At 60.8% G+C, this 15,332-nt stretch carries 15 protein-coding genes and 1 tRNA gene; 2 read left to right on the forward strand and 14 right to left on the reverse strand.

The features are described 5' to 3' along the window. Nucleotides 1-70 precede the first annotated feature (70 nt). Nucleotides 71-868: a mechanosensitive ion channel family protein gene (locus FYJ31_RS07940; protein WP_007051461.1), complete on the forward strand. Its 798-nt coding sequence runs from the start codon at nucleotides 71-73 to the stop codon at nucleotides 866-868. A 38-nt stretch (nucleotides 869-906) separates the two neighbouring features. Here FYJ31_RS07940 and FYJ31_RS07945 read toward each other — a convergent pair whose 3' ends face one another. From FYJ31_RS07945 to FYJ31_RS07995, 11 genes are all read right to left on the reverse strand, one after another. Further along, nucleotides 907-1,950 carry a CPBP family intramembrane glutamic endopeptidase gene (locus tag FYJ31_RS07945; RefSeq protein WP_007051462.1) on the reverse strand — a complete coding sequence of 348 codons (1,044 nt, stop codon included), beginning with the start codon at nucleotides 1,948-1,950 and terminating at the stop codon, nucleotides 907-909. A gap of 303 nt (nucleotides 1,951-2,253) precedes the next feature. Continuing rightward, on the reverse strand, nucleotides 2,254-3,531 hold the full coding sequence (locus tag FYJ31_RS07950) for an ABC transporter ATP-binding protein (protein ID WP_007054774.1): 1,278 nt from the start codon (nucleotides 3,529-3,531) through the stop codon (nucleotides 2,254-2,256). Between the two features lie 4 nt (nucleotides 3,532-3,535). Further along, nucleotides 3,536-4,390, reverse strand: a complete 855-nt coding sequence (locus tag FYJ31_RS07955) for an ABC transporter permease (protein ID WP_007051464.1) — start codon at nucleotides 4,388-4,390, stop codon at nucleotides 3,536-3,538. Further along, entirely contained in the window at nucleotides 4,387-5,337 is a 951-nt protein-coding gene (locus FYJ31_RS07960) for an ABC transporter permease (RefSeq protein WP_065472690.1), read from the reverse strand. The genes FYJ31_RS07955 and FYJ31_RS07960 overlap by 4 nt, the downstream gene beginning before the upstream one ends. Before the next feature lie 11 nt (nucleotides 5,338-5,348). Then, nucleotides 5,349-6,515 carry an ABC transporter substrate-binding protein gene (locus FYJ31_RS07965; protein ID WP_154536435.1) on the reverse strand — a complete coding sequence of 389 codons (1,167 nt, stop codon included), beginning with the start codon at nucleotides 6,513-6,515 and terminating at the stop codon, nucleotides 5,349-5,351. 251 nt (nucleotides 6,516-6,766) lie between these two features. Further along, nucleotides 6,767-7,954, reverse strand: a complete 1,188-nt coding sequence (locus FYJ31_RS07970; RefSeq protein ID WP_065472694.1) for a D-alanine--D-alanine ligase family protein — start codon at nucleotides 7,952-7,954, stop codon at nucleotides 6,767-6,769. 186 nt (nucleotides 7,955-8,140) lie between these two features. Then, nucleotides 8,141-9,142, reverse strand: coding sequence for an NAD(P)H-dependent glycerol-3-phosphate dehydrogenase (locus FYJ31_RS07975; protein ID WP_065472695.1), 1,002 nt, complete (start codon nucleotides 9,140-9,142; stop codon nucleotides 8,141-8,143). 93 nt (nucleotides 9,143-9,235) lie between these two features. Further along, nucleotides 9,236-10,153, reverse strand: coding sequence for a lysophospholipid acyltransferase family protein (locus tag FYJ31_RS07980; protein ID WP_229773965.1), 918 nt, complete (start codon nucleotides 10,151-10,153; stop codon nucleotides 9,236-9,238). 181 nt (nucleotides 10,154-10,334) lie between these two features. Further along, the gene (locus tag FYJ31_RS07985) at nucleotides 10,335-10,724 is read right to left on the reverse strand and encodes a Rid family detoxifying hydrolase (RefSeq protein ID WP_007054771.1); all 390 of its coding nucleotides are present in this window, start codon (nucleotides 10,722-10,724) and stop codon (nucleotides 10,335-10,337) included. Nucleotides 10,725-10,901: 177 nt separating this feature from the next. Next, entirely contained in the window at nucleotides 10,902-11,051 is a 150-nt protein-coding gene (locus FYJ31_RS07990) for a hypothetical protein (protein WP_154536437.1), read from the reverse strand. 71 nt (nucleotides 11,052-11,122) lie between these two features. Beyond that, nucleotides 11,123-11,198, reverse strand: a tRNA-Arg gene (locus tag FYJ31_RS07995). A gap of 97 nt (nucleotides 11,199-11,295) precedes the next feature. On the opposite strand from FYJ31_RS07995, the gene FYJ31_RS08000 reads away from it, so the two are divergent. Further along, nucleotides 11,296-11,922, forward strand: coding sequence for a CYTH domain-containing protein (locus FYJ31_RS08000; protein WP_032744580.1), 627 nt, complete (start codon nucleotides 11,296-11,298; stop codon nucleotides 11,920-11,922). A gap of 82 nt (nucleotides 11,923-12,004) precedes the next feature. Here the strand turns inward: FYJ31_RS08000 and FYJ31_RS08005 are convergent, their stop codons facing one another. The 3 genes from FYJ31_RS08005 to FYJ31_RS08015 all read right to left on the reverse strand — a co-directional run bounded on the left by FYJ31_RS08005 (nucleotide 12,005) and on the right by FYJ31_RS08015 (nucleotide 15,304). After that, nucleotides 12,005-12,979, reverse strand: coding sequence for a tetratricopeptide repeat protein (locus tag FYJ31_RS08005; protein WP_195839478.1), 975 nt, complete (start codon nucleotides 12,977-12,979; stop codon nucleotides 12,005-12,007). Nucleotides 12,980-13,226: 247 nt separating this feature from the next. After that, nucleotides 13,227-14,234, reverse strand: a complete 1,008-nt coding sequence (locus FYJ31_RS08010; protein ID WP_154536439.1) for a hypothetical protein — start codon at nucleotides 14,232-14,234, stop codon at nucleotides 13,227-13,229. Further along, the gene (locus FYJ31_RS08015; protein WP_187324331.1) at nucleotides 14,234-15,304 is read right to left on the reverse strand and encodes a hypothetical protein; all 1,071 of its coding nucleotides are present in this window, start codon (nucleotides 15,302-15,304) and stop codon (nucleotides 14,234-14,236) included. Before FYJ31_RS08015 ends, FYJ31_RS08010 begins: the two co-directional genes overlap by 1 nt. Nucleotides 15,305-15,332 lie beyond the last annotated feature (28 nt).

Here is a 15,332-nt window from a genome sequence, read left to right on the forward strand (position 1 = left end):
CGTAGGCCGATTCCGCTTTCTGCCACCCCGTCTCCACGACTTCACCAGAAACGACCGATACAGTAGGCGTATGACTGAATATGCAGAAGACATCGCACGCTGGTTTCAGGTGAACGCCGGCAAACTCATCTGGCTGACCATTGTATTGGCCATCGTATTTGTGGCCGACCGCGTCATCAGCCGCGTGTTGCGCAAGATTCTGGACAATTCTCAGATTCCCAGCGCCTCGATTTTCGTGAACCTCACGCGCGTGACCATCTGGGTCACCGGCGCAGCGATGGTACTGCAGCCCGTATTCGGCATCAATCCGACCACACTTATCACCGCCCTTGGTGTTGGAGGTGTGGCGATCTCGCTGGGTCTGAAGGATACAATCGCCAACATCATCGGCGGCTTCGGCCTGATGCTGGGCCGCGTAATCCAACCCGGCGATCTGGTGACCATTCAAGGCGTCACAGGCACCGTGCACGACATCACCTGGCGTCAGACCGTGGTGCGCACCCGTTCCGGAGACATGATGGTCATCCCCAATTCGGTACTCAATACGGCCGCCCTGACCAAGCTCACGCCGGTCAGCGAAGGCATGGCCACGCTTGAGTTCACGGCCAAGGCCTCCGGCGACCCGTCTGCGATCAGTCAGGATATTCTCGACCGCGTAACCAAAGCCACCGCCGACGTGGCGCTGGAGGGTCAGCCGCCATTGGTCAAGTTCACCGGCTTCTCCCCTTACGGCATGACCGGCCAAGTGCTTGTGTTCGCGCGCGAGGGTGTGCTGCCTTCCACCATCAAAGATATGGCGGCACGAGCCATCGCCGGTTCGGGCACCGAATACCTTGTTGAAGATGGCGGCTCGTCAGGCAATCTGTGATATCTCCCGGCTCGCCTCTCTGGGTCCGGCTATGACAGTCATGCGAACAGCATCCAACCGGTAAGCATCACAGTCAACAGTAGGTACGCGATAACGCCGGGATTGGCATAGGCGGTGCGTATTTTAAGCCCCGCAGGCAACTCCTCTGGCGCAAGATAGAACTCCCAGCTCTTGCGCTTGGTGATAAGCAGCACGATACCGGCAATGCAGAGGCCCAACATCACTGTGCCGTACAACATCATGATGCCCATGTCGCCCATGTTGCCGGCTTCAGCCATACGCATGATTTCGGCCTCGCTGACCGTGCCGTCGAGGATGCGGGGATCGATCTGTTGTATCACCAATGGGGCGAGTACTGACCCGTTCAGGTTGATCAGCATGTGCATAGCCACCGAATACCGCAGTCGGGAGGTGCGCGTGTATACATATCCGAACATCAGTCCTAGGCCAAAGGCGTAGAAGAACTGGAACACGTTCATATGGAATAGCGCGAATGCCAATGCGGAGAATATGATTGCGGTCTTCTCTCCGTACCGGCGCAGGCGGGAGATAATCTCCTTGCGAAAAATCCATTCTTCGCAAACCGGTGCCAACAGGCCTATGAACAATGCGTTCACCCGCCAGTCGCTGCCAAGAATCACGTCGTTGATGCGATTGGTGGCCTGACCATCAGTGGCTCCGGCAGACAATATATTGCCAATCATATTGCCCAAGAACATTACCGGAATGCACATGACGAAAATCTGAATGAACTCCCCCGCCTTCATGGGGTACTGCCGGGTGCGAATAACCGGTACGCGAGTGAAGGCCAACATACTCAGCGGCATGGCCACCACATACAGCGGTCCGGAGGAGGCGAGCAGCACAGCCCAAGCGGGCACATCGGTGCCAAGCAGCGTTCGTAGTGCTTCAGTGGCCAGAATATTCAGTCCGATCCAGAACACCATCATAATGGCGAGCGCCGAGCCGATTGTCGAAAACCGGCGATGGGCCGTGAACCACCAATCGCGTGGAGATTGTTGCGGCTGCTGCGATTGCTGAGGTGCCTGCGGCTGCTGCGCCGGCGGCATTGGTTCGCTCATACTTATCCCCCATAGTTACTGGCCGCAAACGGACCGATCACACGTGCAATACTCTTCAAGAATACGGCACGGCGTTTCGATTGCATTGGGAATGGGGGAGGAAATCATCAATGGGCAAGGAATGATCAACGTCAATCATTCCCAATGCCGAGAAAGTCCCCTACTCTGCAAGATTGCTGTGGGACGGCACGCGATAATCGCCCAAAAATCGCCGCCGTCCCACACACATCATTGCCGATAAGCCATTCGACGATCGTACAGTCACAAAAACAGAACAGAACCGCACGATCATCGCAACGCCATTCAGCAGGCGAGCGCGGCGACCGGACGCGGGGTGACAATCACGTCATCGCCCACCGCCAGACCGGCCGGCAGCTCGCTGGCGGGCAGCTGCACGGTGGCCTTGAGCTGTTCGCCCTTGTTCCAGCGCTGGTATTCGCCGGAGGTGATGACCGTATCCACGCGCACCAAGGAGCCAAGGAAGTGAATGACCTCCACGCGGGCGCGTTCGCCGACGTGCGAATCGCTGCTGCCGGCCAAGGCCAGCGTCAGGTTCTCCGGGCGCACGAGCACGGCCACGGAATCGCCCTTGGCGGAGCCGGCGAGCAGCGGCACGCGCTGGCCGAAGACCACGGCCTCGTCGCCATTGGATGCGCCGGGCAGGCGGTTGGTGAGTCCAATGAACGTGGCCACGTACTCGGTGGCGGGGCGCTGGTACAGGTTCTGCGGGGCGGCGATCTGCTCGATCTTGCCCTTGTTCATCACACCGATGCGGTCGGCCACGGCCAGCGCCTCTTCCTGATCGTGGGTCACGAAGACGGTGGTGGTGCCGGTGGTGAGTTGGATGCGGCGAATCTGGTCGCGCAGCTGGACGCGCACCTTGGCGTCGAGGGCGGAGAGCGGCTCGTCGAGCAGTAGCACGCGCGGCTTGACGGCCAGCGCGCGGGCCAGGGCCACGCGCTGTTGCTGGCCGCCGGACATCTGCTGCGTGTACTTCTTGGCCTGATCGGCAAGTCCCACGAGCTCCAGCTGTTCCATGGCGATCTTGCGGCGTTCTGCCTTGCCCATGCCGCGCACTTCGAGGCCGAATTCCACGTTCTCCAGGGCGGTCATGTGCGGGAAAAGCGAGTAGGCCTGGAACACCATGGCCATCTCGCGCTTGTTGACCGGCACGCCGGTGACGTCTTGGCCGCCGACCATGATGCGGCCGCCCTGGATGTCTTCGAGGCCGGCGAGCGAGCGCAGCGCGGTGGACTTGCCGCAGCCGGAGCCGCCGAGCAGCACGACCATTTCGCCGGGCTTGATGTCCAGGTTGAAGTCGTCGAGCGCGTGAACGGTGGAGCCGGGGTAGATCTTGACGACGTCGCGCATCTGGATGGAGCCGCCGCCGCGCTTGACGCTGTCTTTGAGCAGGGCCTTGGCGGCCTTGGTCACGTCCTTGCCGCGCACGCCTTCGAGGGTGGCGGTGGGATCGTTCTTGAAGGCGTCCTCGGCGGCAGCGGACGTGGTGGCGGGTGCCGAAACAGAAGCCGCGGCATCGGCACCGGCATGGCGACGGGTGAAAATCGAATTGCTGTTCATCAGGTTACTTACCTTCCCTTGACTTGCGCATTGCGTCGGAGATCAGGTCGAGCGCAACGAGGAGCACCGCACCGAAGAGCAGAGCCAGCAGCGACATGGCGGTGGAGATTTGAGAATTGGACTGGCCGAGCTGGTAGAGCGCGACCTGCAGGTTCATACGGCCGAGCAGCGAGGCGACGGTGTATTCGCCCAGCACCACGGCGATGGAGATAAAGGATGCCGAGAGAATCGACTGCCATAGGTTCGGGATGATCACCTTGAAGAACACCTTGGGCCAGGAGGCACCGAGCGAGCGGGATGCCTCGACCAGCGTCTTGACGTCGATGGAGTTAAGCCCCACGGCGATCGCGCGGAAGGCGAACGGCATCACGAGAATCACGTAGGCAAAGCACAGCCAGATTGGGTTGGTGCTCAGCACGTCGGCGGACAGCCAGCGGTAGATCGGGCCCAAACCCACCACCAGCACGATGGCCGGGATGGTCAGCGGCAGCGTGGCCACCCATTCGATCGCGCGCTCCAAAACCTTGGAGCGAATATGCACGATGACCATGGTGGGCACCAGCAGCACCAGCATGATCACCACGGTGACCGCGCTCAGGGCCAGCGAGGTGCCGATGCCCTGCCACAGCACGGTCAGGTCGGCACCCAGCGACTCGCCGTTGCCGGTGAAAATCGCGATCCACGGCGCGGCCGACCAGCGGCCGGACAGCGGGTGACGCAGGGTGAAGATGAGCATGGCCAGCAGCGGCACGAACAGGAACGCCAAGGTGACGAACAGGATCACGAATTTGATGATGCTCTGTTTACGCGCACGAGCGGCGCGCAGCTGCGGCGGCTTGGTTGCGGAAGTTTCGGTCATTGCCAACGTCCGGCCCTCTTTTCCACGGCGTGGCTCAGCAGCATGACGATGGCCACGACGATGATCATTGCGAATGCCAGCACCTGCGCGAAGCCCTGCTGGTTGGGGTCCATCTCGTTGCGCATGGCACCTTGGATCATCAACGGCACCAGAATCGAGCGCTGCGAGAACAGGGCGGCGGCGGTCGCATAGGCGGAGAACGCGGAGGCGAACAACAGCAGGAACGCCGAGATGAAGCGGGGTGCGAGGATCGGGCAGGCCACGCGCGTCCAGTATTGGAAGGTGTTGCCGCCGAGCGACTCGCAGGCTTCGCGCCACTGCGGGCGAATGGAATCGACCGCGGGCAGGAAGATGATGATCATCAGCGGAATCTGGAAGTAGCAGTAGACGGTCACCAGCCCCGGCAGGGAGCTGAGCCAGTTCGGGTTCACGGTATAGCCGGTCAGGGTTTTGATAAGCATGGTGCCGATGCCGTTGATGCCGAGGGTGGCGATGAACGCGAACGCGAGCATCACGCCGCCGAACTGAGCAAGCACCGATGAGATGGCGGCGACCATACGACGCAGCAGGCCGTTCGGTTTGGCGCCGATCACCAGCGCGTAGGAGGCGAGCGCGCCCACCACGGCACCAATCAGGGATGAGGCCACGGACACCAGGATCGACGTGCCGAACGCGGCGATGGTGTTGGCTTCGAACATCTTGTGGAAGTTCGCAAGCGTGAAACCGCCGCTGCGATCCTGGAACGCGCCGATGATCACGATCACGGTGGGTGCCAGCAGGAAGCAGGCGGTGTAGGCGAAGAACGGGAGCGTGGTGGCGAGCGTGCCCAGCTCCTGACGGTGCTTGGCCATCGCCGAGGAGAGAGGAGAAGCGGAAGTAGCGGACGGACCCGCAGCCTTGGCGGCGGCAGGTCCGTTCGGTGCAATGGATGCGATTGCGGCGGTCATCGGTCTGTGCCTCAGTTGCCGATCGTCTTGTCCCAGTTGTTTTGAAGCCACTCGGTGATGCGGGTGGAGTCATCGTTGCTGTAGGTGACCGGCTGGCCTTCGATGGTGATGGCGTCTTTCAGGGTGGTCTGGTCGACGGTGCCGTCGGCCTTCATGGAGTCGAGCAGCACCGGGTTGGCGCCGCCCTTGAACCACAGGTTCTGGGTTTCGGCGGTGTACAGGTATTCCTCCCACAGGCGTGCGGCGGCGGGGTGCGGCGCGTCCTTGTTGATGGCCTGGTTGTAGTAGCTGACGACCTGGGCCTTCGGGAAGGTCTTGTACTTCCAGTTCACGCCCTTGGACTTGAGTTCCTTCTTGTAGGAGGCCTGGTTGTAGGTCCAGTCGAAGACCACGCCGGTCTGGCCAGAGTCGATGGTGCCGTTGGTCACATCGATGGTGTTCAGGTTGCCGGCTTCCTTGAGCTTCTTGAAGAAGTCGAGACCGGGCTGCAGGTTGTTGATGTCGCCGCCGGCGAGCTGGTTGACCATCAGATAGCCGTTGAAGGCCGCGCCGGCCTCGGTGGGCTTGCCGTTCAGGGACACGGTGCCGGCGAACTTCGGATCGAGCAGGTCGTTCAGGGAGGTGACATCGCCGTACTTGTCGGCGTTCCAGCCCACGGACATGATGCCGGTGTAGTCGGCGTAGTAGGCGCCGTCGGCGTTCTTGGCAGCATCAGGGATCTTGTCCCAGGCCTGCACCTTGTACGGGGCGAAGTAGTCGGTGGAGGTGGCGGCGATGGCCTGGCCGACATCGAAGACGTCGGGGGCGGCGTCGGTGCCCTTGTTGGTCTTAGCGGCGTCGAGCTCTTCCTTGGATGAGGCGTTCGGGTTGAGCTCGGTGACCTTGATCTCCGGGTACTTCTTCTTGAAGCCCTCGATGACCTCGCCGTAGTTGGACCAGTCGTGCGGAAGGGCGATGACGTTCAGCGCGCCCTCTTCCTTGGCGGCCTTCTCAAGGTCCTCCATGGTGCCGAAGTCGGCAAGGGAGGTGGCTTTGGCAGACTTTTCGTTCACGGTGACGGCCTTGCCGGTGCTTTCGCCGGTGCCATCGGAGGAGGCGTTGTTCGAGCCGCAGGCGGCCATCGAGAACGCGAGTACGGCGGCAAGGGAGCCGGCCGCGATCTTACGCAGGTTGTTCATACTGTTCCTTTTCTCAACATCATCCAGACGACAGTCTGGGGAGTCGGGCTTGGTATGCGCGGCATTCGCGCGGCCCGTGAATCCAGAAAAGAAACTATGCGCCTAATCTGTCCTGACACTGGCGTGCAAGTGAATTGCGTCCGCCATTTGCCGTACGCCTGTTGAACTTAGGAAAACTTGGCATGAATTACTGACAGGTATGGGCAATGTATCAATAGCGGAACCGGCCTGCGGCCGATTCCGCACCACACTTACCTCAGCACACCCTCAATCAATCGCGTGATGAGTTCGGTGTAGCTCACTCCGGTGGCATCCCAAGCCTTGGGATACATGGAAATCGGCGTGAAGCCGGGCATGGTGTTGATTTCGTTGACCATCACCGTGCCATCAGGCGTCACGAAGGTGTCCACACGGCTCAAGCCGGCACCATCCACGGCCTTGAACGCACGCCGGGCCACGTCACGCACGTCCTCAAGCACGCTGACTGGCAGATTGGCAGGCACTTCCACGTGGCTGGCGGAGGCATCCATGTACTTGGAGTCGAAATCGTAGAACTGGTCGTCGTTCTGATGATCGAGCACGATTTCGCCGGGCCAGCTGGCTTCAGGCTCGTCACCGGCCTTCGGACACAGCACGGCACATTCGATTTCGCGGCCATCAATCCCCTGCTCAACGAGCACCTTCCAATCGTGCTCGCCGGCGGTGGCGATGGCGGCGGCCAGACGATCCTGCTGGGTCTCGCGGTCATCGGTTTTCTCGACCTTGGTCACACCGAAGCTGGAGCCGGCGCGTGAAGGCTTGATGAACAGCGGATAGGTAAGACCGGCGTCCTCGATCTTGGCAAGCACATCGGCGGCGGTGAAGTTGCGCGCATCGACCGTCACACCCGGCGCGGTGGGAATGCCGGCGGCACCCAGCACCACCTTGGTGTAATGCTTATCCATGCAGGCGGCGGAAGCAAACACTCCGCACCCCACGTACGGCACACCCATCATTTCCAGCAGGCCTTGAACCGTGCCGTCCTCGCCATAGGGACCGTGCAGCACTGGCAGTACCGCGTCCACATGGCCAAGGGAGGTCAGCGCATGGTGCATTTCCGGGTCGGATATGCTGACGAAGCTGGTGCCGAAGCCGGAATCGGCGGAATTGATGTGGCTGGACTCGCCGATGAAGAAACCGTCCTGGCCGCGAGAGGGGTCAAGCATCACCGGGCGCGATTCCGGGGTGATCTTTACGGTCGGCAGCTCGCCGCCATCCAGATTCCAGCCACGAGGATCTTCGCCGTTGATGATCCACTTGCCGTCCTTGGTGATGCCGACCGGAATCGGCTCGAACCGTTCAGTGTCCATGGCCCCCAGCACACCGGCAGTGGAGATGCAGGAAATCGAATGCTCGTCTGCACGCCCACCATAGAGCACCACAACACGCTTCTTGGCCATAACCATCCTTTTATTGAAACTACAACCGTTTTCAAGCCTATGCTTTGCACCGCCAACCGGACTGAACCGCGCTCGGACCGCCGCGCACAAGAGACACACACCAGTCTACTCGCGCACGTCAACGACGTATACGCCACACGACTTTGCACGTACGACGTATACGCCACGTATACGTCGCTTCTCTCGTTATTCGCCGGTAACTTCGTGCCCGAACAGTCCGGCAAGCATCTCCGAGCAGGAAATGCCTTCGTTCAGCACGCGGCTCATCTGATACGCCAATGGGGTCGGCACATCAAACTGCTCGCCAAGAGCCACCACCGCATCCGTGGTGGGCACGCCTTCGGCCACACCGTTGCTGACCTTGGTGGCCTCCTCGACCGTCAATCCCTTGCCGAGATTCGCGCCGAACGTATAGTTACGAGACAGCGGAGAGCCACAGGTGGCGATGAGATCACCCACACCGGCCAAGCCGAAGAAGGTCTTGGGATCGGCGCCAGCAGCTGCGCCCAGCGCGGTCAGTTCGGCCAGTCCACGAGTTTCAATCATGGCTGCGGTGTTCTCACCGTAGCCGGCACCACGGGCCATGCCCACGGCCAGCGCGGTCACGTTCTTCAGGCTGCCGCACATTTCCAGGCCGATGACGTCGGTGGTCACGAACGGCTTGAAATAGGAGGTGGTACATGCCTCAGCCACCTTCGTGGCATTATCGAGGTTCGTACAAGCCACCACGGTGGCGGCAGGATGACGATCGGCGATTTCCTTGGACAGGTTCGGTCCGGAAATGGCGGCGAACCGGTCGGCCGGCAGGTCAAGGGATTCGCGGACGACTTCGTCCATACGCTTGTTGGTGCCACGCTCGATGCCCTTCATCAGGCTGACGACGATGGCGTGATCGGGAATCAGTCCCTTGAATTCGACGAGTGCCACTCGCGCGAACTGCGCGGCGATGGCCACAACCACGATGTCCGCGTTCTTGACGGCTTCGGCGCGATCCCCGGTGGCGGTCATGTTGTCCGGCAACTTTTCGACGGACGGCAGGCGCACGGCGTTGTGGTGGCGATCGCGAATGTCCTCGACAATCCGATGCTCCTTGGCCCACATGGTCACCGTGTTGCCGGCGTCCGCCAGCACTTGGCCGAAAGCGGTACCCCATGCTCCTGCACCGAGAACCGTTATATTTTTACCCATATCAAATTCCTACCTTCGCTTGTCGCGCAACTTCATCGGTACAATCTTGTGCCATGCTACTCGCCTAGGCTCCCCGTACAGGAACCGGTGCGGCTACTTCTCAGCCGGGAACGGGCCGCCGGCTTCAGGCCAAGGCTTGCGACTCATGCTGCGGTAGTCCCAGTAGCCTTCAGCGGGGAACTGCTCGCCACGAATTTCCTCCAGTACTGTGTTCATGCGTTTGAGCACGCGCCACATCAGCTCGTTCACGGCCTCGGCAGGCGGTTCTTCACCCCATGAGTCCATGTCGGCAAGCAGATCGGAGTAATCGAGCGCATGGTCATAGCACATCACCACGTTTTTGCGCGGCCATGGCCACCAGTGGTTGATGGAGGCGGCACCCCACGTCACCGCCGGGTACAGCGGCACCTGATGCCCCAGTCTGCGCGAGGATTCAAGGGCGATGTATCCCACGCCCTCCTTAATGCTCATCACCCACTTTTTCGGGTCGCGGGTCACGGTGCCTTCCGGCCAGACCGTCAGCGGGCGGCCGGACGTCAGGATGTCGATCGAAGTCTGCTCGATCTGCTTGGCCTTGCCCGAATGACGCTGCACCGGCTGCATGCCGACCAACTGGAACCACTTGCCGATCAATGGCCACTTCGCCATCTCGGCCTTGGCCATGTAACGGGGGCGGCGGCCCATGTGGAACAGGCTCATCATCGGCACGAACACATCAAACATGGTGATATGACTGGCGGCGGTGATGAACGGTCCGGTTTCCGGCACCTGTTCCAAGCCCCAGGCCTTGGTCTTGCAGCTGGCGCGGAACACAATGGACACCCCTCCTAGCAGTCGTTTGGTGGCCTTGGGATTCTGGGCGTCGATTTCCGGCTGATTGGGCGTGCGAGGGCCGGTCGGGTAATACTGTGTCGAGTCCACAAGCGTGTGGCGGGCGGCCAGACGCTTGACCTGCTCATCACTCAGCGGGCTTACGGCCGAACGCGGCGACGGTTTTCCTTTGGATGCCATGGTCTCTATTGTGGCACGGACCACCGCCCAACGATTCCAGCGCAACATTCCCGGGAATGTGCCGCGGAACCACCCCTCACACCCCGCCTAGCGCGACATTCCCGGGAATGCGTCGCACAATACGCCGCGGCCCGTCTGCACACACCATGCGCGCAGACGGGCCGCCGGGGAAACATTCGAATCACTCCACCGCGATGGCGTCAATCTCCACGAGCGCGCCCTTGGGAATCATGTTGTTGCCAAAGGCCACGCGGGCGGGCTTGACGGAGCCGATGAACGCCTCAGCGTAACGTGCGTCCACTTCCTTGAAGTCCTCGACGTTCTTCAGGTAGATGGTGGCACGGCACACATGCTCAATGCCGGTACCGGCAGTGTCGAGAATGTGCTTGATGTTCTTCAGCGCCTGTGCAGCCTGCTCTCCAGCGGTCTCGCCCGCCAGTTCGCCGGTGGCCGGATCAATGCCCAGCTGGCCGGATACGAACACGAAGCCATTGGCCTTCACCGCCTGGCTGTATGCGCCCAGCGCGGCCGGCGCCTCGGAAGTGGCTACGGCTTCCATCTTTTCGCTCATATTGTGCTCCTTCTCATCTTGGGGGCGCCCACCTGCTGCGGCCGGCGCCGGTACACATCACCACCGGCTACGACCAATCGCACGATCGGCAACGATTGGCAATGCCGATTACGTAGCAGTCTACTGAGCGAAGTCGCGTTTAGCGCGCATGATGCCCGGCATACGGCCATCAACAGACTATTCCTTGCTATTCCAGACGATTCGGCTACCTTTCTCGCCAAACCGGGCGGTTTTTCCACGACCCAAGCGAGCCGGCATCACCGACCCCGACACCGACACCAGCACCAGCACCAGCACCAGCACCAGCACCAGCACCAGCACCAGCACCAGCTTTGCACGCGCTTAATATCACGCGCCGAATATGCAAAAGGCTTCCGGCGGCTAGCCGAAAGCCATGCTGGTGGGCTTGATGGGGATCGAACCCACGACCTTCTGTTCCGGAGACAGACGCTCTATCCACTGAGCTACAAACCCGAGCAACTTCTTTACTGTACACCACATCACGGTGCATACGGCACATACGTCGCCAAAATAACGAGAAAATCGCCATCATCGGCTCTACAATGGGGTTATGTCGGAACCTACAGATGACTTCGAATACGAACGCCGCTTCTTCTGCCGCGAGCTGCCGGCGGAATACGACGACGGCGACGCCCCGACCCTCATTATTCAGAGCTACTACGTGCATGCCGACAATTACGCCTTGCGCGTGCGGCTGGTCTCGCACAAGGTTCACGTCGACATGACGTCCGACGTAAATCCGGTGGCCGTGCTGGACGAGTACCGCGACCGGTTCTCGGAAGCGTATGTCACCGTCAAAGGTCCGTCCGTGGGTGGCACGCGCTACGAGGTCGAGCGCGAGATCGACACGCGCATCGCCGCCGAACTCATCAAGCGCGGCGGCTCGGTAATCATCAAGAACCGGTATTCCGTGTGGATTGCGGAAGACGGCTGGAGCGTGGACGTGTTCGGCGGGCCGAACGCGCCGCTGATCGTAGCCGAGGCCGAACGATCCGGGCCGGTTACCAATCTGACGATTCCGAAATTCTGCATCACCGAAATCACCGATCAGGCGCGATTCAATAACGATGGTCTCGCCAACCGTCCGTTCTGCAAGTGGGCGGATGATTTCGAGGAGGAACTGGCGCTGGAGGGGCCAAGATTCCAGCAGTATTTCGGGAAGAATCGGATGGTTTAGGGGAAGCAATCAAGTACGCTCGCGCGCTCCTCTCAGTCATCTACGCCTGACAGCTCCTCTCAAAGAGGGGAGCCAAAACCACTTAGTACATGAGGGTGGCTAGGCGACGGCGGGCGCGGGCCAGACGCGGGTCGGTGGGTTCGGGGATGGCGAAGTATTCGAGCAGACGCTTGCGAACCTGCTCGATATCGGCCTTGTGCCCGGCGGCCAAAAAGTCCAGCAAACGGTCGAAAGCGTCTTGAATCTGGCCACCAATCATGTCGATATCAGCCACGGCCAACTGCGATTCCACATCGTCCGGCGCTGCGGCGGCAGCGGCACGTACGTCACGTACATCAGCGGCCCTGGAGCGGGCCAGCAACAGCGCCTTCGCGCGTTCGCGGGCGGCCAGTGCATCGGACGGGTCGGATTCGAGCACGCGCTCGTATTCGGCGGCGGCACCGGCGTAATCGCCCTCCTCGGCCAAACGATGGGCTTCGGCATGCTCCGGCGGCACCTGCTCAGCACCCGCGCCGGCACCGGTGGCACCAGCGCTCTTGGCGGCATCGGAATCAGGATCACCCGAGTACGGCGCGGTACCGTTCACACCAGACTGTGCGGCGGCCTGAATGATCTTCGGAATCACCTCGTCGGTGAGCTGCTTGAGCTCGTCGTCACCCGGAAGGCCATGCAACAGCGGCATCGGACGGCCGGCAATCAACGCAAACAGTGCGGGCGCGCCCTGCACTTGCAGCGCTTGGGCAATCGAGGGATTGGACGAGATATCGATACGGGAGAGCTGAATCTGGCCGTTCAGGGCATTCACCGCGTCGCCCAGTACACGGGCCATCGGGAACAGGCGGTCATCGGTCGGCACCCACAGGAGCAGCAGAATCGGGAAGGTCGCAGAAGTCTGCACCATTGCCTGGAAGGTGTTTTCGGTGGTGTCGATCACGTACCCACCAGCGGCAGGTGCGCCGCCCGCTTGGCCGGGCTCGGCCTTGACCTGATGCTTCAGCGCCTCCAAATCGACGGCGCCCGCCAATGAGACTCCCGGATTGAACTGCTGCTCTGCCATAATGCCTCCCGATTCCACGCGATTCGCGTACAACAACAATCACATTTGCTGACATTGATTGTAATGCCGATTCCCACCACGTAGGGATTCTTCCACTACGCGGTGAAATTCCCACCACGTAGCAAAACGCCCACCACGATGTGACCCCAAACGGCATCATTATGCGAAAGGTAAGATTTTATCGACATCGTGGTGGACGAATCACATCGTGGTGGGGCGTTAACCGCGCGGTGGGTGGCGGCAACAATTACAGCGCTTCGACCTTTACCGGCTGACGGTCGGCGCCCACTGCGGTGATTTGCTCACCGGAGCTTGCCAACGGAATGTACAAGGCCACCACGTTCACATACGTGACCTTCATGGTGCTGGTGTACTTGCCGCTATTGAACAGCGCCTTCTCGTCGTCGGAAGCCGGCTGCGATTCGCGGCCATCCCCTGCCTTGCGAGTCCATTCGCCGTTAATACGGCCAACCACCAAATCACCGGCACCGTCTGCAGCACGCATCACCCACATCTGTTCAGGCACAGCGGTGAATTTCTGCTCTTGCGTACCGTTGTTGCGTTGCATACCTTCCTGCACCTTGGCCGTGGTATTGGCCAGTTCCTGGCGCAGCAGATCGTCTGCGAACTTGGAAGCGTATTGGCTCTTGGAGCCGTTCTGCAGCACATCGGCGTATTGGGTCAAGGCATCGGCGGGAGTGGCCACCAGCTTCTCATCCTTTGCGGTGCCCATCTGCGAGCCAAGAGTCGGAATCTCGAACTTTGGCAGCTTGGCTCCCTCAAACAGTCGAGCCATGGCCATCAGCTTGTAATTCTGCTGGGCGGATTCCTGATCGAAGACCAGCAAACGCTTGGACTGCTGATCTTCGGTGGTGGTCGTGATGGTGAACACCGAGCGAGGCCATCCGTCGTCCGTAGGAATCACCGTCTGAGCGATGTCCTTGGGAATGGTCGCATATTGGGACATACCGCCGCCACGCTGATTGATCGTGGTCTGGCTGATGCGAATGTCCAGCTGGGGCCCGCCCATAACGGCCGCATATCCATCGGGATTCTTGGCCTGATCGGCTTCATCGATCGTCTTGAGAATCTTCAGGCGAATCTTCTTCTCCTGCGTCTCGGTCAAATCCGGCGCAACCTTGGTGGAGGTATCAGCAGCCGGCGTCGGCAGCCGGCCTTCACAGGCGGTCAACGGCACGACCAACGCCACGCAGGCGAGGGCGGCCACACACAGTTTGTTCCATCGCTTGTTCATCAGCTTTCCTCCTGTCCGGCATCGGCCGAGTCGTCTCCGGTATTGACCTCTTGGGCCAAGCGGGAGAAGTAGGCCTGCAGTTCGTCAGGGGTGATTACCGAAGTCGCTTCGTTATCGCCGGCGCTGAAGCCGGTCTCAGCGCCGCTCTCGGCACCGGTCTGCTGGTCGGCGACCAGGTTACGCGAACTTGGGTCGATGATAACCGGTGTTTCGGTGGCTTCAGATTGCGAGGACGCACGGCCCGAACGCTGATGCGTGGCGTGGCGGCGACGATTACGTCGACTTGCCCCATCCGGCTTCCCGGACACTGCGATGCTGGCGGGCGCCTCTTCCTCAATTACGGCGCTTGCCGTGCCTTCCACCATGCGCTTGCGGCGCTTATGCGGCGGCATGGCGAACACGGAGGCGCACAGTACGGCCAGTACGGCCAGCAATCCGCCGGACAGATAGAACGGCATCGCAAAGTCCGGCACTTCGGAGCGCACCCAGTGCAGCTGCACCTTGGCGTTGGTGGCATTTTCGCCCAGATCCACAATGGCTACCGTCGAGGCGCCGGTCTTCTTGCTCTCCAGCGAAACGGACCCAGTGCCGCATCTCACGTCAGTCCACATATCGGAATCCTTGAACGACACCGCGTCATCGGCACTGGTAGGCGCTCCCTGACTCGTGCTGCTTCCCTTCTGGGTGCTCAGCTCGTTCCATGACGCCAATCCGGTGATGCGGGTATAGGATTTCTCGGACGCGACCCATCCGGCAACATCCTTGGCCGGACCCAACGCCACGCACGCCTCGTCCTGAGAGGATCCCGAGTCCACGGTTATCGTGGCGTTCTGGTCCAACAAGGTCAGCACATTCGGATCAGTGACGGCATACCGGGAGCCGCTCATGGTTGCGGAAGCGGTGATTTCGGTGGAAGGCTTCCATATCGTGGCATTCATGTACCCCAACACCACAGCCGCCACGGCCAATAGGCCGAAGATAGGCGTCACCACTCCACGCATGATCTTGGCATGACGAGATGGACGCTTGGCGCCCTTATCCGGTCTTGTAGTCTGTTCTTCAGCACTCATAACTCAACCATTCTACAATCTTCACCTG

It is taken from the genome of Bifidobacterium sp. WCA-178-WT-4B (genome assembly GCF_009696495.1).
Taxonomy (GTDB): domain Bacteria; phylum Actinomycetota; class Actinomycetes; order Actinomycetales; family Bifidobacteriaceae; genus Bifidobacterium; species Bifidobacterium infantis.